Origin of the sequence: Aeromonas sp. 61P, from assembly GCF_051919545.1 — a bacterium.
Lineage (GTDB): Bacteria > Pseudomonadota > Gammaproteobacteria > Enterobacterales > Aeromonadaceae > Aeromonas > Aeromonas veronii.
The window spans coordinates 445,001-463,958 of record NZ_JBQBEL010000001.1 but is presented as its reverse complement, the minus strand read 5'-3'; the positions used below and the strand labels follow the sequence as shown (position 1 = coordinate 463,958).

The window sequence follows — 18,958 nt, the reverse complement described above, 5'->3', positions numbered from 1 at the left end:
CGTGTAAAAAAGCCCCTTGCGGGGCTTTTTGCATTCAGAGGACTTCTGGAAGGTTTCGCTACTTTTTCGCTTTGGAGAGCGCTGCCGCGAAGGCGTTGCCCATGGCACCACCCATAGGGGGGCTTTGGCGCGGCTCATTTCTTGGTTTAGTGTTGCCAGCACTGCTGTTGCGCGCTTCAGCCGGCTTGCGGGCGGGTTGCCCTGCCTTTTCGTCGAGGCGCATGGTCAGACTGATCCGCTTGCGCGGGGCGTCCACTTCCAGCACCTTGACCCGCACAATGTCGCCCGCCTTGACCACCTCACGGGGATCCTTGACGAAACGGTCGGTCAGGGAGGAGATGTGCACCAGACCGTCCTGATGAACACCGATATCGACGAAGGCGCCGAAGTTGGTGACGTTGGTGACTACACCTTCCAGTACCATCTCTGGCACCAGGTCGCTGATCTGCTCCACACCTTCCTTGAAGGTCGCGGTTTTGAACTCGGGGCGCGGGTCGCGGCCCGGCTTGTCAAGCTCGCCGATGATGTCGGTGACGGTAGGTACGCCGAATTGCTCATCGGTGTAATCGGCCGGTTTCAGGCTGCGCAGCAGGCTGCTGTTGCCGAGCAGGCTCTCCACGGTCTGCTCCAGCTTGGCGAGGATCCGCTCCACGACCGGATAGGACTCCGGGTGTACCGCTGAGCTGTCGAGGGGATTGCTGCCGCCGCGAATGCGCAGGAAGCCGGCGCACTGTTCGAAGGCTTTGGGGCCGAGTCGGCTCACTTTCAGCAACTGCTGACGGCTCTTGAAGGCGCCGTGCTCATCCCGATAGGCGACGATGTTCTGGGCCAACGTCTGGGAGAGGCCGGAAACCCGGTTGAGCAGGGCGACCGAGGCGGTGTTCACATCGACCCCGACCGCGTTCACGCAATCCTCGACCACGGCATCCAGCCGGCGGGCCAGCTGGCTCTGGCCGACGTCGTGCTGATACTGGCCCACCCCGATGCTCTTGGGGTCGATTTTGACCAGCTCGGCCAGCGGGTCTTGCAGGCGGCGGGCGATGGAGACGGCGCCACGGATCGAGACGTCGAGATCCGGGAACTCCTGAGAGGCGAGCTCGGAGGCGGAGTAGACCGAGGCCCCCGCTTCGCTCACGACTATCTTCTGCGCCTTAGCGGCGGGGTAGCGCTCGAACAGGTCGCTGACCAGCCGGTCGGTCTCCCGCGAGGCGGTGCCGTTGCCGATGCTGATGAGCTCGACCTTGTGCTTCTGGCACAACTCGCTCAGGGTCTTGAGGCTTTGATCAATCTGGCGTTTTGGTTCGAACGGATAGATGGTGGCGTGATCGACCAGTTTGCCGGTGGCATCCACCACGGCAACCTTGACCCCGGTACGGATGCCCGGATCCAGCCCCATGGTGCAGCGCATGCCGGCCGGGGCCGCCATCAGCAGATCCTTGAGGTTCATGGCGAACACCTTGATTGCCTCCTCCTCTGCCGACTCGCGGATACGGCCGATCAGCTCGGTCTCCATCTGAAGCGACAACTTGATCTTCCAGGTCCAGCTCACCACCCCTTGCAACCATTTGTCGGCCGGGCGGTTCTGCAGATTGAGCTTGAGGTGGTGGGCAATGATCCCTTCGCAGGGGCTGGCACTCTCATCGTCACCGGTGACCAGCGCCAGATTGAGGATCCCCTCATTGCGGCCGCGCAGCATGGCCAGCACCCGGTGGGAGGGGGCCTTGTGCAGGGGTTCGTCGTGTTCGAAATAGTCCTTGAACTTGGCCCCTTCCTGCTCCTTGCCTGCCACCACGCGGGCGCGCAGGGTGGCATTTTGCCACAGGTAGTCGCGCAACTTCTCCAGCAGGTCGGCCTGCTCGGCGAAGCGCTCCATCAGGATATAGCGGGCGCCGTCGAGGGCCGCCTTGCTGTCGGCAATGCCCTGTTCGGGATTGAGGAAGGCGGCAGCCGCTTGCTCGGGATCCTGCATCGGGTCGCTGAGCAGCAGGTTGGCAAGCGGCTCCAACCCGGCTTCGATGGCCATCTGCCCCTTGGTGCGGCGCTTGGGCTTGTAGGGGAGGTAGAGGTCTTCCAGTCGGGTCTTGCTGTCGGCGCCATTCAATTCGCGCATCAGCTCGGGGGTCAGCTTGCCCTGCTCTTCGATGGAGCGAATGATCACCTGACGGCGATCTTCCAGTTCACGCAGATAGCCGAGGCGGCTCTCCAGAGTACGTAGTTGGCTGTCGTCCAGACCGCCGGTCACCTCTTTACGGTAACGGGCGATAAAGGGCACGGTCGAGCCTTCATCCAGCAGGCGCACTGCGGCCTGCACCTGCTCCGGGCGAGCATTGAGCTCATCGGCAATCTGTCTCTCTATGGTTTGCATCATGATGTTGTTGAGGGCCTCTGTGGTCGAGTCCGCGCCATCAGGCGCCAAGTGTGAGCACTATATGGGGTCGTGTTGCGGGATGCCACCCTGCGCCGGGGTCTGCACCAGTCAGACTGATAAAGTCGCAGGGGGGGGCATTTATCTTGCCATTGCACCTGTGACTCAGGATGTGGCTGTAGCAAGCAGCTCGCCAGCAGTCCGGCTATTTGGGGTAGCTGATCTCGTTGATATACCAGCAGACGTCACCAACTGGCGTACGGACGATGGCTTCATCACCGACCTCTTTCTTGAGCAGGGCGCGGGCCATGGGGGAGTCGATGGAGATGTAATCCTTGCGCTCGAAGATCTCGTCATAGCCGACGATGCGAAAGCGCTTGGTCTCGCCCTCTTCGTTTTCCACCTCGACCCAGGCGCCGAAGAAGACCTTGCCCTCCTGCGCGGGGGCATAGTCGACGATCCCCAGATCTTCGAGGCACTTGCGCAGGTAACGCACCCGCCGATCGATCTCCCGCAGCCGCTTCTTGTTGTACTGGTAGTCGGCATTTTCGCTGCGATCCCCCAGACTGGCGGCCCATGCCACCTTCCTGGTGACCTCGGGGCGCTCCTGGCGCCAGAGGAAATCGAGCTCTTCTTTCAGCTTGTTGTAGCCTTCGCGGGTGATCAGCTTTGTCTTCATGGTGATGCGGACCTGGTCAAAGAGGGGTATTCATCGCTAACTGCTCGGGAATATTAGCTTTTGTCCTCTTGCTGTCGAGGGAAATCGTGATGGCTCGGCTGGCGCCATTCAGGGAGTAGCTGGCCAGCGCAGTGACTTGATGGCCGTCACGCTCTCGGGACGGGTAATAACCGGTAACATATTTGTGCTTTGCTCCCGCTATATCCCCCCCTAGTATTGGGGGCAGCTAAAGAATGAAGAGGCAAAGCAATGAGTCAGCAGCAATACAAGGTCCTGGTCGTGGACGATGACCTGAAATTACGTTCCCTGTTGGAACGCTATCTCACCGAGCAGGGATTCGTAGTGCGCGGCGTGGCCAATGGCGAGCAGGCCGATCGCTTGCTGACTCGTGAAAACTTCAGCCTGATGGTGCTCGACCTGATGTTGCCGGGGGAGGATGGGCTCTCCATCTGCCGCCGTCTGCGGGAAGCGGGCAACCAGATCCCGGTGCTGATGCTCACCGCCAAGGGAGATGAAGTGGATCGCATCGTCGGGCTCGAGATGGGGGCCGATGACTATCTGCCCAAGCCGTTCAATCCCCGCGAACTGCTGGCGCGGATCCGTGCCGTGCTGCGCCGCCATACCGTCGAGCTGCCGGGGGCTCCCTCTGCTGCAGAGAAGGTGGTCAACTTCGGCGCCTTTCAGCTCAATCTCGCGACCCGCGAGCTGAGCCGGGATGGCGAGCCTATGGCGCTCACCAGTGGTGAATTTGCGGTGCTCAAAGTGCTGGTCAGCCATCCGCGTGAACCGCTCTCCCGCGACAAGCTGATGAATCTGGCCCGTGGCCGCGAATACACCGCTACCGAGCGCAGCATCGATGTGCAGGTCTCTCGCCTGCGCCGCCTGCTGGAACAGGATCCGGCCCAGCCCCGCTACCTGCAGACCGTGTGGGGTCTGGGGTATGTGTTCGTGCCAGATGGTGACGGTGCATGAAAAAAGTCGGCAGCATGTTCTCGCGCATGCTCTGGTTTCTGGCCGCCGTTTTGGTGGTCTATCAAGCGGTCTCCTACGTCACCTTCTACAACTATCTGCTGGCGCCCACCGTCAAGCAGATCAGTCACTTGCTGGCCAATCAGGTCAAGCTGATCTTTCCGGTCAACACTGAACAACTGGCGCTGAGTGAAGATGCCGAGGCGCTGGTCTATGTGACGACCGGTACCGATATCTATACCCAGAGCGAGGCGGTGCAGCATGGCTTCAACGATGCCAAGCCGTACCCCTATCTGGAGGAGAACATCAGTCGCGAACTGGGTGGCCCGGCCAAGGTGCGGGTCGAGATCCAGGATCACTACATCATCTGGATCCAGCCGCCGCAGGCCAGCAAAATCTGGGTGCGGATCCCGCTGACCGAGATTGAAGATGACGATATCGAACCCCTCATCATCTATCTGAGCGTGCTGCTGGTGATCACCCTGTTTGCGGCCTGGCGCTTTGCCCGGCAGTTGGTGCGCCCGCTCGAGGATCTCGAGGCTGGCGCGGTTGCAGTGGCCAGAGGGCATTTCCCGGAGGCACTGGGGGAGCTGGGCTCAAGGGAGGTGCGGCGGCTGACCCGCACCTTCAACCATATGTCCCACTCCATCAAGAGCCTGATCGAAGAGCGTAATTTGATGATGGCGGGGGTCTCCCACGATCTGCGTACCCCGCTGACCCGCATCCGGCTGGCCACCGAGATGATGTCCTCCGGTGACGAGTACCTCAAGGAGAGCATCAACGCCGACATCGATGAGTCCAATGCCATCATCGATCAGTTCATCGACTACATCCGCCCGGACGAGGGGCAGGATCTGGAGCCGATCGACCTGACCCAGCTGGTGCACGATACCTTGCTGATCTACTCGGAGCAGGGGCTGGAGGTCGATCTGGCGCTGCCGCAAGAGGCGGTGCGGGTGGCCTGCAATCCGGTCAGTATCCGGCGGGTGTTGAACAACCTCTCAAGCAACTCGCAGCGTTATGGGGCGAGCCGCTTGCATGCCGAGCTCAAGGACGACGGGCACTGGGTGCGCCTGCGCCTCTCCGATGATGGCCCCGGCATTCCGGAGCAGGACTACTCCCGGGTACTAAAGCCGTTTACTCAGGGTAATGTGGCGCGGACCGTTGGCGGCAGTGGCCTGGGGTTGGCCATCGTGGCCAAGATAGTCGCCCAGCACCACGGCACTATCCGGCTGGGAAGCTCGGATCTCGGCGGCTTGCTGGTCGAGATGCGGCTGCCGAAACATCAGCCACAGGAGTGGATGGATTGAGAGAAGGGCGTATCCGTGGATACGCCCTTCTGCATGGTCAGCTCTTGGTTTCGACTGATGCTCGATAACGTTTGCCGTACTTGAGCTGCTGGATCAGCAGGGCGGCAACGATGAGCGCCAACCCGATGGGGGTGGCCGGATGGATGGCTTCGCCGATCAGCAGATTGAGCAGCACCAGCGAGGCAAACGGCGAGATGAAAATGAGGTTGCTGATGGGGGCCGTGTTGGTGGCATGGCGCAGCGCCATCAGCCAGAGCACAAAACCGAAGCCCATTTCGAACAGTCCCACATAGATGGCACCAGCCCATCCCTGCCAGGCGGTCATGGCAAAATCGGAGAGCAACCAGGTCGCCACGACGATAAAAGGCAGGCTGATCATAAAGCCGAGCAACAGGCTGACGATGGGATCGCCCTGATTGCGGGTGTTGAGGATCCAGTAGCTGGCCCAGATGAGGGTCGAGACCAGCGCCAGCGTCACGCCGAGGGGGCTGTCGAACTGGAGGCCGAATACATCCCCTCTGGTGGCGATCACCAGTGCGCCAAAATACCCCAACACGATGGCGACGCCATCACGCCGACGCAGCTTCTGGCCGAGGAAGGGGACGGCCAGCAGACTGAGAGTGATAGCCCAGGTGTAGTTGAGGGTCTGTGCCTGCTGGGCAGGCAGCAGGTCATAGGCCTTGAATAGCAACAGGTAATAAAGAAAGGGGTTCAGCACGCCCAGAGCCAGGTAGTAGAAAGGGCGGGCCTTGATGTAGCTTCCCAGCAGCGGCAGTTTGCCCTGTTTGGCGACGATGGCTGTCAGCGTAAGAGTCGAGGTGAAGGCGGCCACAAGCAACAGTTGCACAGGTTCGAAATAGGCGAGGGAGATCTTGAAGGCTGTGGCGACCGTCGACCAGAGGGCAACGGCGCAAAGGCCATACTGATAGGCTTTCTTTTGATCTTTGAGCATGGGATGTCGTTCCACTGACAGAGGCAAGCGCACAGTCTACCAGTCTGCTTGTAACATTGTCGTTACCTGGGTGTTGGCACAGAGTGCGTTGCCGCAAGCGAGATCCATCTGTCACATAAAACTGCGCATAATCTGTTCGCTATCCCTTGCGCAAATTTGAAAAATCCGTATAATCCCCTCCGCTTACCCATGAGGTAAGCCAGACGATATGTCTGCTGCTGAGCTTCCTGTTTACAGGAGCCAGCCATACAGTCCTCCCGATATGGGGGGAAACGTGAAAAATCACACCTCTGGCGGGAGAAATCTCGGTCGGGCGGTGTTGATTTATGTTCTTTTATCTATTGGAGCTCTGTCAATGCAGAACCAAAGAATCCGTATCCGCCTGAAGGCTTTTGATCATCGCCTGATTGATCAATCCACTGCGGAAATCGTTGAAACTGCTAAGCGCACTGGCGCGCAGGTTCGCGGTCCTATTCCGCTGCCGACTCGCAAAGAGCGCTTCACCGTCCTGATCTCCCCGCACGTCAACAAAGATGCGCGTGATCAGTACGAGATCCGCACTCACAAGCGTCTGGTAGACATCGTTGAGCCGACTGACAAGACCGTAGACGCCCTGATGCGTCTGGATCTGGCAGCTGGTGTAGACGTCCAGATCAGCCTGGGTTAATTACGGAAAGAGGTTGATAACAATGACAATCGGTCTTGTAGGTCGCAAAGTGGGTATGACTCGCATCTTCACTGAAGATGGCGTTTCTATCCCGGTGACTGTTATCGAAGTTGAAGCTAACCGTGTAACTCAGGTCAAATCTGTAGAAACCGACGGCTACAACGCTATTCAGGTTACCACTGGCGCCAAAAAAGCCAGCCGTGTGACCAAGCCGGAAGCTGGCCACTTCGCCAAAGCTGGTGTAGAAGCCGGTCGCGGTCTGTGGGAATTCCGCCTGAACAACGGTGAAACTTTCACTGTTGGTAGCGAGCTGAAAGTAGATCTTCTCGCTGACGTTAAGCTGGTAGACGTTACCGGCACATCCAAAGGTAAGGGCTTTGCTGGTACTGTTAAGCGCCACAACTTCCGCACCCAGGATATGACCCACGGTAACTCCTTGTCTCACCGCGTTCCGGGTTCTATCGGTCAGAACCAGACTCCGGGTCGTGTATTCAAGGGCAAAAAGATGGCTGGTCACATGGGTGCTGAGCGTGTAACGACTCAGAACCTGGAACTGGTTCGTGTTGACGCTGAACGCAACCTGCTGCTCATCAAAGGTGCAGTACCGGGTGCAACCAACGGCAACGTGATCGTCAAACCTGCCGTCAAAGCGTAACGTCTGAGGAGATAGTAATGGAATTGGTAATGAAAGACGCCAAGAGCGCTCTTGAAGTTTCCGAGACTACCTTCGGGCGCGAATTCAACGAAGCTCTGGTTCACCAGGTCGTCGTTGCATATGCCGCTGGTGCCCGTCAGGGTACTCGTGCGCAGCTGACTCGCTCTGAAGTGTCTGGTGGCGGCAAAAAGCCGTGGCGTCAGAAGGGTACTGGTCGTGCCCGTGCTGGCTCCATCCGTTCGCCCATCTGGCGTTCCGGTGGTGTGACTTTTGCTGCTAAGCCGCAAGATCACAGCCAGAAAGTAAACAAGAAGATGTACCGCGGCGCTATCCGTAGCATTCTGTCCGAGCTGGTACGTCAAGAGCGCCTGATCGTTGTTGAGAAGTTCGGCATCGAAGCTCCGAAGACCAAAGAACTGATCGCCAAGCTGAAAGAAATGGAACTGACTGACGTTCTGATCGTGACTGCTGAAGTCGATGAGAACCTGTTCCTGGCTGCTCGCAACCTGTACAAAGTTGACGTGCGTGACGTTGCCGGTATCGACCCGGTCAGCCTGATCGCTTTCGACAAGGTTCTGATGACTGCTGATGCAGTTAAGCAAATCGAGGAGATGCTGGCATGATCCGTGAAGAGCGTCTGCTGAAAGTTCTGAAGGCTCCGCACATCTCTGAAAAGAGCACCATGGTTGCAGAAAAGCAGAACACTATCGTGTTCAAAGTTGCTGTTGATGCTACCAAGGCGGAAGTCAAAGCTGCAGTTGCGAAACTGTTCGAGGTCGAAGTTGAGACCGTCCGTACCCTGAACATGAAGGGTAAGACCAAGCGCGCAGGTGCACGCGTAGGCCGTCGTTCCGATTGGAAAAAGGCTTATGTGACCCTGAAAGCTGGTCAGGACATCGACTTCATGGGCGCAGCCGAGTAAGAGGAGTTCTCAAAAATGGCAATCGTTAAGTGCAAGCCTACTTCTCCGGGCCGCCGCCACGTCGTCAAGATCGTCAATCAAGAGCTGTACAAGGGCAAGCCCTTCGCCGCTCTGCTGGACAGCAAAAGCAAGTCCGGTGGTCGTAACAACAACGGCCGTATCACTACCCGTCATATCGGTGGTGGTCACAAGCAGCACTACCGTATCGTCGACTTCAAGCGCGACAAAGACGGTATCCCGGCTAAAGTAGAGCGCCTGGAATACGATCCGAACCGTACCGCTAACATCGCTCTGGTGTTGTATGCAGACGGTGAGCGTCGTTACATCCTGGCTCCGAAAGGCCTGAAAGCTGGTGACGCGATCGCTTCTGGTGCTGATGCAGCCATCAAGGTAGGTAACGCCCTGCCGATGCGCAACATCCCGGTTGGTTCTACCGTTCACGCTGTAGAGATGAAGCCTGGTAAAGGTGCCCAGCTGGCTCGTTCCGCTGGTACTTTCATCCAGATCCTGGCTCGTGAAGGTAACTATGTAACTCTGCGTCTGCGTTCCGGCGAAGTACGTAAAGTTCTGGCCGAGTGCCGCGCTACCATCGGTGAAGTCGGTAACTCCGAGCACATGTTGCGTCAACTGGGTAAAGCCGGTGCAAACCGCTGGCGTGGTATTCGTCCGACCGTTCGCGGTATGGCGATGAACCCGGTTGACCACCCGCACGGTGGTGGTGAGGGTCGTAACAAGGGCATGCAGCCTGTGTCCCCATGGGGCCAGAAGGCTAAAGGCTTCAAGACCCGTAAGAACAAGCGTACCGACAAGTACATCGTACGTCGTCGTAACAAGTAATTGTTAACATAGAGGAATCACCATGCCACGTTCTCTCAAGAAGGGTCCATTTATTGACCTGCACTTGCTGAAGAAGGTAGAGAAAGCGGTGGAAAGCGGGGATAAAAAGCCGGTTAAAACCTGGTCCCGTCGTTCAATGATCATCCCGAACATGATCGGTTTGACCATCGCTGTCCATAATGGTCGTCAGCACGTTCCGGTTTTCGTTACCGAAGAAATGATCGGTCACAAACTGGGTGAATTCGCACCGACTCGTACTTATCGCGGCCATGCTGCTGATAAGAAGGCTAAGAAGCGCTAAGGGATAAATGATGGAAGCTATCGCTAAACACCGTTATGCCCGTACTTCTGCCCAGAAAGCTCGTCTGGTAGCCGATCAAGTACGTGGTCTGTCCGTAGACAAGGCTCTGAATATCCTGACCTTTAGCCCGAAAAAGGCTGCAGTGCTGGTTAAGAAAGTGCTGGAATCTGCCATTGCAAACGCTGAGCACAACGAAGGCGCCGATATCGACGCGCTGCGTGTTGCTACTATCATGGTCGACGAAGGTCCCTCCATGAAGCGCATCCGTCCGCGTGCCAAAGGTCGTGCGGATCGTATCCTCAAGCGTACCGCTCACATCACTGTAGTGGTATCCGACGCTAAGGCTGGGAGATAAGCAATGGGTCAGAAAGTACATCCTAATGGCATTCGCCTGGGTATTACCAAGCCTTGGAATTCTACCTGGTTCGCGAACACCAAAGACTTCGCTGACAACCTGTACAGCGATTTTCAAGTACGCCAGTTCCTGACCAAGGAACTGAAAAACGCGTCCTTGTCCAAGATCACCATTGAGCGTCCGGCCAAGAGCATCCGTGTGACCATTCACACCGCTCGTCCGGGTGTTGTCATCGGTAAGAAAGGCGAAGACGTTGAGAAGCTGCGCAAAGCTGTAGCCACTATTGCTGGCGTGCCTGCTCAGATCAACATTTCCGAAGTCCGCAAGCCGGAGCTGGATGGCAAACTCGTTGCCGACAGCATCACTTCCCAGCTGGAGCGTCGTGTAATGTTCCGTCGTGCTATGAAGCGCGCCGTACAGAACGCAATGCGCCTGGGTGCCAAGGGCATCAAAGTGGAAGTTTCCGGTCGTCTGGGCGGCGCTGAAATCGCGCGTACCGAATGGTACCGTGAAGGTCGTGTGCCGTTGCACACCCTGCGTGCCGACATCGACTACGCAACTTCTGAAGCCCACACCACTTACGGTGTGATCGGCGTTAAAGTTTGGATCTTCAAGGGCGAAGTTCTGGGCGGTCTGGCTGCTGTTAACGCTGCCGCTGCTCAAGAGCAAGCTCCTGCAAAGCCCAAGCGTGACAACAAGCGCCGCGCTGCTAAGTAAGGAGATTCGGTAAATGTTGCAACCTAAGCGTACTAAATTCCGCAAGACCCACAAGGGTCGTAACCGCGGTCTGGCCACCTCTGGTAACGAAGTATCCTTCGGTACCTTTGGCCTGAAGGCGACATCCCGTGGTCAACTGACTGCTCGTCAAATCGAAGCAGCCCGTCGTGCCATGACCCGTCACGTTAAGCGTCAAGGTAAGATCTGGATCCGTGTGTTCCCGGACAAGCCCATCACCGAAAAGCCCCTCGAAGTTCGTATGGGTAAAGGTAAGGGTAACGTGGAATACTGGGTTTGCCCGATCCAGCCTGGCAAGGTTCTGTACGAGATGGACGGTGTACCTGAGGCTCTGGCGCGTGAAGCGTTTGCCCTGGCCGCAGCTAAGCTGTCTGTTCAGACCACTTTCGTAATTAAGACGGTGATGTGATGAAAGCCCAAGATCTGCGTCAAAAGAGCGTCGAAGAACTGAACCAGGAGCTGCTGGGCCTGCTGCGTGAGCAATTCAACATGCGCATGCAAGCGTCCACCGGCCAGCTGGCTCAGACTCACACTCTGAAACAAGTGCGTCGTGACGTCGCACGTATCAAGACTGTACTGACTGAGAAGGCAGGTGCGTAATGACTGACAAGATCCGTACTCTGCAAGGTCGTGTAATCAGCGACAAGATGGACAAGTCCATCACTGTTGCTATCGAGCGCAAGGTAAAGCACCCGATCTACGGTAAGATCATAAGCGCACTACCAAGCTGCACGTACATGACGAAAACAACGAGTGCAAAGCTGGCGACCTCGTGGAAATCCGCGAATGCCGTCCGCTGTCCAAGACCAAGTCCTGGACCCTGGTTGCCGTTGTAGAAAAGGCCTAATCGGTACTTTGTAGTCCAAGCGGCCCCTTTCAGGGGCCGTTTGTTTTTTAGGCTACCTTTTCTGAAAATCCTGTGTTATAGTTTCGCGCCTTTTGAAGGCAGCCAGATCCCATTAGGGATAAGAAGTAAACAAAGCGGAGCACTAAGATGATCCAGATGCAAAGTATGCTGGGTGTTGCCGACAACTCCGGCGCTCGCAGTGTAATGTGTATTAAGGTTCTGGGTGGCTCGCACCGCCGTTACGCCGGCATCGGCGACATCATCAAGGTTTCCATCAAGGAAGCCATTCCTCGCGGTAAAGTGAAGAAAGGTGATGTGTATAACGCGGTGGTCGTACGCACCCGTAAAGGCGTTCGTCGTCCGGACGGCTCTGTCATCCGTTTCGACAACAATGCGGCTGTGTTGCTTAACAACAACCAACAGCCAATCGGTACTCGTATTTTTGGCCCGGTGACCCGTGAACTGCGTAATGAGAAGTTCATGAAGATTGTGTCCCTGGCACCCGAAGTACTGTAAGGAGTCGAACGATGGCAGCTAAAATCCGTCGCGAAGACGAAGTGATTGTTCTTACCGGCAAAGACAAGGGCAAGCGTGGCAAAGTCACTCAAGTCCTGATTGCAAAAGGTAAGGTAATCGTGGAAGGCATCAACCAGGTGAAGAAACACCAGAAGCCGGTACCCGCACTGGGTCAGGCTGGCGGTATCGTCACCAAAGAAGCCCCCATCGATGTATCAAACGTAGCGCTGTTCAACTCTGCCACTGGCAAAGCTGACCGCGTTGGTTTCCGGATTGAAGACGGCAAAAAAGTCCGTTTCTTCAAATCCACCGGCGAACTTGTGAAGTAATTGGAGTTTAACGATGGCGAAACTGCATGATTACTACAAATCCGATGTAGTAAATGAACTGTCCAAGCAGTTCGGTTACAAGACTATCATGCAAGTCCCTCGGATCGAGAAAATCACCCTGAACATGGGTGTTGGTGAAGCGATCTCTGACAAGAAATTGCTGGAAAATGCTGCTGCCGATATGGCTGCCATTTCCGGTCAGAAGCCGCTGATCACCAAAGCTCGCAAATCTGTTGCGGGCTTCAAGATTCGTGAAGGCTACCCGATAGGTTGTAAAGTAACCCTGCGTGGCGAGCGTATGTGGGAGTTCCTGGAACGGCTGATCTGCATCTCCGTACCGCGTATCCGTGACTTCCGTGGCCTGAACGCTAAAGCGTTCGACGGTCGTGGTAACTACTCCATGGGCGTGCGTGAGCAGATCATCTTCCCGGAAATCGACTATGACAAAGTCGATCGCGTCCGTGGTCTGGATATCACCATCACCACTTCCGCGAATACCGATGAAGAAGGCCGTGCTCTGCTGGCTGCCTTTAACTTCCCATTCCGCAAGTAAGGTTAGGGTTATGGCTAAAACATCCATGAAAGCGCGCGAAGCAAAGCGTGCCAAGCTGGTAGCCAAGTACGCGACCAAGCGTGCCGAGCTGAAAGCTATCATCGTTGACATGAACGCTTCTGAAGAAGCGCGTTGGGATGCTGTTCTGCAACTGCAACAGCTGCCCCGTGATTCCAGTCCGTCCCGCCAGCGTAACCGTTGCAATATTACTGGTCGTCCGCACGGTTTCCTGCGCAAGTTTGGCCTGTCTCGCATCAAGGTGCGTGAGCATGCCATGAAGGGCGAAATTCCGGGCCTGAAGAAGGCTTCTTGGTAACGAATCTCGGGAGTTAGACTTATGAGCATGCAAGATCCGATCGCGGATATGCTGACCCGCATCCGTAACGGTCAGGCGGCGAGCAAAGTTGCGGTTTCCATGCCTTCTTCCAAGCTGAAAGTGGCTATCGCCAAAGTGCTGAAAGAAGAAGGTTACATCGCTGGCTACTCCGTAGCTGGTGACGTGAAGCCGGAACTGGAAATTGAACTGAAATATTTCCAGGGCAAGCCAGTTGTAGAACTGATCCAACGCGTAAGCCGTCCAGGCCTGCGTATTTACAAGCGCACTACTGATCTGCCGAAAGTTATGGGCGGTCTCGGTGTTGCTATCGTGTCCACGTCTAAAGGTGTGATGACTGACCGTGCTGCTCGCAAAGCAAGCATGGGCGGTGAGATCATCTGCTACGTCGCTTAATAGGAGGTAGGAAATGTCTCGTGTTGCTAAGGCACCCGTCACTATTCCTGCTGGCGTAGAGGTGACTCTGAACGGCCAGGAACTGACCATCAAAGGTGGTAAAGGTTCTCTGGTTCGCTCTATTCACGCCGGTGTAGAAGTGACCAAAGAAGACAATGTACTGAAGTTCGCCCCGCGCGGCAGCATCGCTGGTGCTGACGCTCAGGCCGGTACTGCCCGTGCATTGGTCAACAACATGGTAATCGGTGTTACCCAAGGCTTCGAGCGCAAGCTGCAGCTGGTTGGTGTAGGTTATAAAGCCTCCATCAAGGGCAATGCTGTTGCGCTGGCTCTGGGCTTCTCTCACCCGGTAGAGCATGCGCTGCCGGCTGGTGTGACCGCTGAGTGCCCGACTGCTACAGAAATCGTTCTGCGTGGCGTCGACAAGCAGCTGGTTGGCCAAGTCGCCGCCGATATCCGTGCTTACCGCGCTCCGGAGCCCTACAAGGGCAAGGGTGTACGCTATGCCAACGAGCAAGTGCGTACTAAAGAAGCTAAGAAGAAGTAAGGTAACACTATGGACAAGAAAGCAGCTCGTCTCCGTCGTGCTACTCGTGCTCGGAAAAAGATGCAGGAACTGGGAGCTACCCGTCTGGTTGTTCACCGTACCCCGCGTCATATCTATGCGCAGGTTATTGCAGCCAACGGTTCCGAAGTTCTGGCCTCTGCTTCCACAGTAGAGAAAGCCATCAGTGAAGCTCTGAAATACACCGGTAACGCAGATGCTGCTACCGCTGTAGGTAAGGCTATCGCTGAGCGTGCTATTGCCAAAGGCGTTCAGAACGTATCTTTCGATCGTTCCGGTTTCAAGTATCACGGTCGCATCGCTGCCCTGGCAGCTGCCGCACGTGACGCTGGTCTTCAGTTCTAAGCTAGGAGTCGAAGATGGCTAAAGTCGAATCTCAAGCCGGCGAACTGCAAGAAAAGCTCATTGCAGTAAACCGTGTTTCGAAAACTGTTAAAGGTGGTCGTATCATGTCCTTCACCGCGTTGACCGTGGTGGGTGATGGTAACGGCCGTGTAGGTTACGGTTACGGTAAAGCCCGTGAAGTTCCGGCTGCTATTCAAAAAGCAATGGAACAGGCTAAGCGTAACCTGAACAAGGTTGAGCTGAACAACGGCACTCTGCACCACCCGGTGCGTGGTGTTCACTCTGGCTCCACCGTGTTCATGAAGCCGGCCTCCCAAGGTACTGGTATCATTGCAGGCGGCGCTATGCGTGCTGTTCTGGAAGTTGCCGGTATCCACAACGTGCTGGCCAAGACCTACGGTTCCACCAACCCAATCAACGTTGTTCGCGCTACTGTAGACGCTCTGGTTCACGGTCAATCACCGGAACAGATCGCTGCCAAGCGTGGTCTGCGCGTTGAAGAAATTCTGGGGTAATGCGACATGGCTAACACTGTAAAAGTAACTCAAACTCGCAGCTCTATCGGCCGTCTGCCAAAGCACAAGGCGACTCTGCGTGGTCTGGGTCTGCGTCGCATTGGTCACACCGTTGAGCTGGAAGATACTCCTTGCGTACGCGGCATGATCAACCAGGTTTATTACATGGTTAAGGTGGAGGGCTAAGCATGCGTCTGAACACTCTGTCTCCGGCCGCTGGTTCCAAGCCTGAAAAACAACGTCGTGGTCGTGGTATCGGCTCCGGCCTGGGCAAGACTGGTGGTCGTGGTGTTAAAGGCCAAACCTCTCGTTCCGGTGGCGGTAAAGTCCGCAACGGTTTCGAAGGCGGCCAGATGCCTTTGAAAATCCGTCTGCCGAAGTTCGGTTTCTTCTCTCGCAAATCTTTGGTTTCTGCCGAAGTGCGTCTGAACGAAATCGCCCTGGTAGAAGGTGATGTGGTCGACCTGAGCACTCTGAAGCAAGCCGGTGTTGTTACTAAGAACATCGTGTTCGCTAAAGTTGTTCTGTCAGGCAACATTGACCGTGCTGTGACCGTTCGTGGTCTGTCCGTCACCAAAGGTGCACGCGCAGCCATCGAGGCCGCTGGCGGTAAAATCGAGGAATAATCAGTACAATGGCTAAGAAACCAGGATTGGATGTTAAAGCACAGGGTGGTCTGAGTGAACTGAAGAGCCGTCTGCTCTTCGTTCTCGGGGCGATTATCGTTTTCCGTGCAGGCTCTTATGTGCCGATTCCTGGTATTGACGCCGCCGTACTGGCCGAGTTGTTCCAGCAACAGAAGGGCACCATCATTGAGATGTTCAACATGTTCAGTGGTGGTGCACTCTCGCGTGCTTCTATTCTTGCGTTGGGGATCATGCCGTACATTTCGGCATCGATCATTATCCAGCTGCTGACAGTGGTTCACCCCGCTCTTGCTGAACTCAAGAAAGAAGGTGAATCCGGCCGTCGCAAGATTAGCCAATATACCCGTTGGGGCACGCTGGTTTTGGGAACTTTCCAGGCCATTGGTATTGCAACCGGTCTGCCGAATATGATGCATGGACTCGTGACTAATCCGGGTCTGGGCTTCTATTTCACAGCGGTTGTGAGTCTGGTCACCGGTACCATGTTTTTGATGTGGTTGGGTGAGCAGATTACCGAGCGTGGGATTGGTAATGGTATCTCGTTGATTATTTTCACAGGTATCGTTGCTGGTCTGCCGCATGCCATTGGCGCTACGGCCGAACAGGCACGTCAAGGGGAATTGCACATCCTGCTGTTGTTGTTGCTGGGCTTGATTGTTTTCGCAGTGACTTACTTTGTGGTGTTCGTGGAGCGTGGTCAGCGTCGTATCGTCGTTAACTATGCCAAGCGTCAACAAGGCCGCCAGGTATTCGCCGCGCAAAGCACACACCTGCCGTTGAAAGTGAATATGGCTGGTGTGATTCCTGCGATTTTCGCGTCCAGTATCATCCTCTTCCCGGGGACCATTACCTCTTGGTTTGGTCAGGGTGAGGGTAAAGTAGCTGATATCCTGCAACAGGTCTCTATGGTCCTGCAGCCGGGTCAACCGCTTTACGAGATGCTGTATGCAGCAGCCATTATCTTCTTCTGCTTCTTCTATACCGCGTTGGTGTTCAACCCCCGCGAGACAGCAGATAATCTGAAGAAGAGTGGAGCCTTTATCCCGGGGATTCGCCCGGGCGAGCAGACAGCACGTTACATCGATAAGGTTATGACTCGCCTGACATTGGCAGGTGCGCTCTATATAACCTTTATCTGTCTGGTACCCCAGTTCTTGATGACTGCCTGGAACGTACAGTTCTACTTCGGTGGCACTTCGCTGCTGATTATTGTGGTAGTTATCATGGACTTCATGGCTCAGGTACAAACCCATATGATGTCTCATCAATATGGCGACGTCCTGAGGAAGGCCAACCTGAAGGGCTACGGCCGCTAAAGGTCGGCGTAGTTACGGAGTTAAGCAATGAAAGTTCGTGCTTCCGTTAAGGCAATCTGCCGTAACTGCAAAATCATCAAGCGTCACGGTGTGGTGCGTGTGATTTGCAGCGAGCCAAAGCATAAACAGCGCCAAGGCTAATTTTTTACGGTTAGTACTTGCAACAAATAGTTGTGCTGGCTAATATAGCCAGCCAACTTTTGTTGTGTATTGGTTGACCGCCACGTATCCGCTCACGGGCTTTGTGGTGGTCGTAATCTACTATATGTAGGAGTGAATAGTGGCCCGTATCGCTGGCATTAACATTCCTGACCATAAGCATGCAGTCATCGCTTTGACTGCGATTTATGGCGTCGGTCGTACCCGCTCCAAGGCCATCTGTGCCGCAGCCGGTATCGCTGAGAATGTGAAAATTAAAGACCTGGACGAAGCTCAGATCGAGAGTCTGCGTGAACAAGTAGGTAAATTCACCGTTGAAGGTGACCTGCGTCGTCAGATTTCCATGAACATCAAGCGATTGATGGATCTGGGTTGCTACCGTGGTTTGCGTCACCGTCGTAGCCTGCCTGTTCGTGGTCAACGTACCAAGACCAACGCTCGTACCCGTAAGGGTCCGCGCAAGGCTATCAAGAAGTAACGGGAAGGTAGAAAATGGCTAAAACTCCGACTCGTGCTCGCAAGCGCGTTAAAAAGCAAGTGAGCGACGGTATTGCGCACGTTCATGCATCTTTCAACAACACAATCGTGACCATTACTGACCGTCAGGGCAATGCTCTGTCTTGGGCTACTTCTGGTGGTTCCGGTTTCCGTGGTTCTCGTAAGTCCACCCCGTTCGCTGCTCAGGTAGCTGCCGAGCGCGCTGGTGAGATGGCCAAAGAATATGGCGTCAAGAACCTGGAAGTCATGGTCAAAGGTCCGGGTCCCGGTCGTGAGTCTTCCATCCGCGCCCTGAACGCGGCTGGTTTCCGCATCACTAACATTACTGATGTGACTCCGATCCCGCACAACGGTTGTCGTCCTCCCAAGAAGCGCCGCGTATAACGCTGTAGCTACTTGGTCTAGGATTGTTGGAGAAAGAAGATGGCAAGATATATCGGTCCTAAGCTTAAGCTTAGCCGTCGTGAGGGCACCGACCTCTTCCTGAAGTCAGGTGTTCGTGCGATTGATTCTAAGTGCAAGATTGACACTGCCCCTGGTCAGCACGGTGCGCGTAAAGCGCGTCTGTCCGACTACGGTGTTCAGCTGCGCGAGAAACAAAAAGTTCGTCGTATCTACGGCGTATTGGAAAAACAGTTCCGCAACTACTACCGCGACGCTGCCCGTCAAAAGGGTAACACCGGTGAAAACCTGTTGCAGCTGCTGGAAGGTCGTTTGGACAACGTTGTTTACCGTATGGGCTTCGGCGCTACCCGTGCTGAATCTCGTCAGCTGGTGAGCCACAAGGCCATCATGGTTAACGGTCGCGTTGTGAACATTCCTTCTTTCCAGGTTTCCCCTGAGGACGTGATCTGCGTTCGTGAGAAGGCTAAGAAGCAAGCGCGTATCAAAGCTTCCCTGGAAGTTGCTGGTCAGCGTGAGAAGCCGACTTGGGTAGAGGTTGACGCCGCTAAAATGGAAGGTGCTTTCAAGCGTCTGCCAGAGCGTTCCGACCTGTCTGCCGACATTAACGAACAGCTGATCGTCGAGCTTTACTCCAAGTAAAGCTAGCTTCTAAAGAGAGGACACAATGCTGGGTTCTGTAACAGATTTTCTTAAACCGCGGCTAGTTGACATCGAGCAAGTTAGCCCGACTCATGCGAAAGTGACTCTTGAGCCACTCGAGCGTGGCTTTGGTCACACGCTGGGCAA

31 protein-coding genes and 1 pseudogene (1 of these 32 only partly in view) are annotated in these 18,958 nt (G+C 55.5%); 29 read left to right on the top strand and 3 right to left on the bottom strand.

Annotated elements, in window-relative coordinates; translation table 11 throughout:
- Positions 1 to 58: 58 nt before the first annotated feature.
- The gene (locus tag ACTG2O_RS02310; protein WP_247823633.1) at positions 59 to 2,368 is read right to left on the bottom strand and encodes a Tex family protein; all 2,310 of its coding nucleotides are present in this window, start codon (positions 2,366 to 2,368) and stop codon (positions 59 to 61) included.
- 202 nt (positions 2,369 to 2,570) lie between these two features.
- Positions 2,571 to 3,044, bottom strand: a complete 474-nt coding sequence (gene greB / locus ACTG2O_RS02305) for a transcription elongation factor GreB (RefSeq protein WP_181269737.1) — start codon at positions 3,042 to 3,044, stop codon at positions 2,571 to 2,573.
- 249 nt (positions 3,045 to 3,293) lie between these two features.
- Between greB and ompR the strand changes: the two genes are divergently transcribed.
- Both ompR and envZ read left to right on the top strand, forming a co-directional pair.
- A complete protein-coding gene (gene ompR / locus ACTG2O_RS02300; RefSeq protein WP_005340625.1) occupies positions 3,294 to 4,016 on the top strand; it encodes an osmolarity response regulator transcription factor OmpR in 723 nt (240 codons plus the stop codon).
- Positions 4,013 to 5,323 carry a two-component system sensor histidine kinase EnvZ gene (envZ, locus tag ACTG2O_RS02295; protein ID WP_005340624.1) on the top strand — a complete coding sequence of 437 codons (1,311 nt, stop codon included), beginning with the start codon at positions 4,013 to 4,015 and terminating at the stop codon, positions 5,321 to 5,323. Before ompR ends, envZ begins: the two co-directional genes overlap by 4 nt.
- Positions 5,324 to 5,360: 37 nt before the next feature.
- Here envZ and ACTG2O_RS02290 read toward each other — a convergent pair whose 3' ends face one another.
- Positions 5,361 to 6,275, bottom strand: coding sequence for a DMT family transporter (locus ACTG2O_RS02290; protein ID WP_439975287.1), 915 nt, complete (start codon positions 6,273 to 6,275; stop codon positions 5,361 to 5,363).
- Between the two features lie 355 nt (positions 6,276 to 6,630).
- On the opposite strand from ACTG2O_RS02290, the gene rpsJ reads away from it, so the two are divergent.
- From rpsJ to ACTG2O_RS02155, 27 genes and pseudogenes are all read left to right on the top strand, one after another.
- Positions 6,631 to 6,942, top strand: a complete 312-nt coding sequence (gene rpsJ, locus ACTG2O_RS02285) for a 30S ribosomal protein S10 (RefSeq protein WP_005307944.1) — start codon at positions 6,631 to 6,633, stop codon at positions 6,940 to 6,942.
- Between the two features lie 22 nt (positions 6,943 to 6,964).
- Positions 6,965 to 7,597, top strand: a complete 633-nt coding sequence (rplC, locus tag ACTG2O_RS02280) for a 50S ribosomal protein L3 (protein WP_005340620.1) — start codon at positions 6,965 to 6,967, stop codon at positions 7,595 to 7,597.
- Positions 7,598 to 7,614: 17 nt separating this feature from the next.
- Entirely contained in the window at positions 7,615 to 8,220 is a 606-nt protein-coding gene (gene rplD / locus ACTG2O_RS02275) for a 50S ribosomal protein L4 (RefSeq protein ID WP_005340616.1), read from the top strand.
- The gene (rplW, locus tag ACTG2O_RS02270) at positions 8,217 to 8,519 is read left to right on the top strand and encodes a 50S ribosomal protein L23 (protein ID WP_005307955.1); all 303 of its coding nucleotides are present in this window, start codon (positions 8,217 to 8,219) and stop codon (positions 8,517 to 8,519) included. The genes rplD and rplW overlap by 4 nt, the downstream gene beginning before the upstream one ends.
- A 15-nt stretch (positions 8,520 to 8,534) precedes the next feature.
- Positions 8,535 to 9,356 (top strand): 50S ribosomal protein L2, encoded by an 822-nt coding sequence (gene rplB / locus ACTG2O_RS02265; protein WP_005340614.1) that lies wholly within the window; start codon positions 8,535 to 8,537, stop codon positions 9,354 to 9,356.
- A 22-nt stretch (positions 9,357 to 9,378) separates the two neighbouring features.
- A complete protein-coding gene (rpsS, locus tag ACTG2O_RS02260; RefSeq protein WP_005307960.1) occupies positions 9,379 to 9,657 on the top strand; it encodes a 30S ribosomal protein S19 in 279 nt (92 codons plus the stop codon).
- A gap of 10 nt (positions 9,658 to 9,667) precedes the next feature.
- Positions 9,668 to 10,012, top strand: a complete 345-nt coding sequence (rplV, locus tag ACTG2O_RS02255; protein WP_005319741.1) for a 50S ribosomal protein L22 — start codon at positions 9,668 to 9,670, stop codon at positions 10,010 to 10,012.
- 3 nt (positions 10,013 to 10,015) lie between these two features.
- Positions 10,016 to 10,729, top strand: coding sequence for a 30S ribosomal protein S3 (rpsC, locus tag ACTG2O_RS02250; RefSeq protein WP_005307962.1), 714 nt, complete (start codon positions 10,016 to 10,018; stop codon positions 10,727 to 10,729).
- A gap of 13 nt (positions 10,730 to 10,742) precedes the next feature.
- A complete protein-coding gene (gene rplP, locus ACTG2O_RS02245) occupies positions 10,743 to 11,156 on the top strand; it encodes a 50S ribosomal protein L16 (RefSeq protein WP_005340612.1) in 414 nt (137 codons plus the stop codon).
- Complete coding sequence (rpmC, locus tag ACTG2O_RS02240; RefSeq protein WP_005307965.1) at positions 11,156 to 11,347, top strand: 50S ribosomal protein L29; 192 nt, start codon at positions 11,156 to 11,158, stop codon at positions 11,345 to 11,347. Before rplP ends, rpmC begins: the two co-directional genes overlap by 1 nt.
- Positions 11,347 to 11,594 (top strand): annotated as a pseudogene (gene rpsQ / locus ACTG2O_RS02235) (30S ribosomal protein S17). Before rpmC ends, rpsQ begins: the two are co-directional and overlap by 1 nt.
- 147 nt (positions 11,595 to 11,741) lie before the next feature.
- Positions 11,742 to 12,110, top strand: coding sequence for a 50S ribosomal protein L14 (gene rplN / locus ACTG2O_RS02230; RefSeq protein WP_005307975.1), 369 nt, complete (start codon positions 11,742 to 11,744; stop codon positions 12,108 to 12,110).
- An 11-nt stretch (positions 12,111 to 12,121) separates the two neighbouring features.
- Complete coding sequence (gene rplX, locus ACTG2O_RS02225) at positions 12,122 to 12,439, top strand: 50S ribosomal protein L24 (protein ID WP_005307977.1); 318 nt, start codon at positions 12,122 to 12,124, stop codon at positions 12,437 to 12,439.
- A gap of 13 nt (positions 12,440 to 12,452) precedes the next feature.
- Complete coding sequence (rplE, locus tag ACTG2O_RS02220; RefSeq protein WP_005331162.1) at positions 12,453 to 12,992, top strand: 50S ribosomal protein L5; 540 nt, start codon at positions 12,453 to 12,455, stop codon at positions 12,990 to 12,992.
- A gap of 10 nt (positions 12,993 to 13,002) precedes the next feature.
- Positions 13,003 to 13,308, top strand: coding sequence for a 30S ribosomal protein S14 (rpsN, locus tag ACTG2O_RS02215; RefSeq protein WP_005340609.1), 306 nt, complete (start codon positions 13,003 to 13,005; stop codon positions 13,306 to 13,308).
- 21 nt (positions 13,309 to 13,329) lie between these two features.
- On the top strand, positions 13,330 to 13,722 hold the full coding sequence (rpsH, locus tag ACTG2O_RS02210) for a 30S ribosomal protein S8 (RefSeq protein WP_005307980.1): 393 nt from the start codon (positions 13,330 to 13,332) through the stop codon (positions 13,720 to 13,722).
- Positions 13,723 to 13,735: 13 nt separating this feature from the next.
- Positions 13,736 to 14,269 (top strand): 50S ribosomal protein L6, encoded by a 534-nt coding sequence (rplF, locus tag ACTG2O_RS02205; protein ID WP_005340607.1) that lies wholly within the window; start codon positions 13,736 to 13,738, stop codon positions 14,267 to 14,269.
- 9 nt (positions 14,270 to 14,278) lie between these two features.
- The gene (gene rplR, locus ACTG2O_RS02200; protein WP_005340606.1) at positions 14,279 to 14,632 is read left to right on the top strand and encodes a 50S ribosomal protein L18; all 354 of its coding nucleotides are present in this window, start codon (positions 14,279 to 14,281) and stop codon (positions 14,630 to 14,632) included.
- A gap of 14 nt (positions 14,633 to 14,646) precedes the next feature.
- The gene (gene rpsE, locus ACTG2O_RS02195) at positions 14,647 to 15,147 is read left to right on the top strand and encodes a 30S ribosomal protein S5 (protein ID WP_005340605.1); all 501 of its coding nucleotides are present in this window, start codon (positions 14,647 to 14,649) and stop codon (positions 15,145 to 15,147) included.
- Between the two features lie 6 nt (positions 15,148 to 15,153).
- Entirely contained in the window at positions 15,154 to 15,333 is a 180-nt protein-coding gene (rpmD, locus tag ACTG2O_RS02190; protein ID WP_005307985.1) for a 50S ribosomal protein L30, read from the top strand.
- Positions 15,334 to 15,335: 2 nt separating this feature from the next.
- Positions 15,336 to 15,773 (top strand): 50S ribosomal protein L15, encoded by a 438-nt coding sequence (gene rplO / locus ACTG2O_RS02185; protein ID WP_005340604.1) that lies wholly within the window; start codon positions 15,336 to 15,338, stop codon positions 15,771 to 15,773.
- 8 nt (positions 15,774 to 15,781) lie between these two features.
- Positions 15,782 to 17,110: a preprotein translocase subunit SecY gene (gene secY, locus ACTG2O_RS02180; protein WP_005340602.1), complete on the top strand. Its 1,329-nt coding sequence runs from the start codon at positions 15,782 to 15,784 to the stop codon at positions 17,108 to 17,110.
- A gap of 27 nt (positions 17,111 to 17,137) precedes the next feature.
- Positions 17,138 to 17,251, top strand: a complete 114-nt coding sequence (gene rpmJ / locus ACTG2O_RS02175) for a 50S ribosomal protein L36 (RefSeq protein ID WP_005319705.1) — start codon at positions 17,138 to 17,140, stop codon at positions 17,249 to 17,251.
- Between the two features lie 139 nt (positions 17,252 to 17,390).
- Entirely contained in the window at positions 17,391 to 17,747 is a 357-nt protein-coding gene (rpsM, locus tag ACTG2O_RS02170) for a 30S ribosomal protein S13 (protein WP_005307991.1), read from the top strand.
- A gap of 14 nt (positions 17,748 to 17,761) precedes the next feature.
- Positions 17,762 to 18,151, top strand: coding sequence for a 30S ribosomal protein S11 (rpsK, locus tag ACTG2O_RS02165; protein ID WP_005307993.1), 390 nt, complete (start codon positions 17,762 to 17,764; stop codon positions 18,149 to 18,151).
- Positions 18,152 to 18,190: 39 nt separating this feature from the next.
- The gene (gene rpsD / locus ACTG2O_RS02160) at positions 18,191 to 18,811 is read left to right on the top strand and encodes a 30S ribosomal protein S4 (RefSeq protein ID WP_005340600.1); all 621 of its coding nucleotides are present in this window, start codon (positions 18,191 to 18,193) and stop codon (positions 18,809 to 18,811) included.
- 25 nt (positions 18,812 to 18,836) lie between these two features.
- A protein-coding gene (locus ACTG2O_RS02155) for a DNA-directed RNA polymerase subunit alpha (protein ID WP_005307997.1) crosses the window boundary here: on the top strand, positions 18,837 to 18,958 show its 5' portion. The gene runs 868 nt beyond the window's last position; only the first 122 of its 990 coding nucleotides appear in the window; the start codon lies at positions 18,837 to 18,839; its stop codon lies beyond the right edge, outside the window.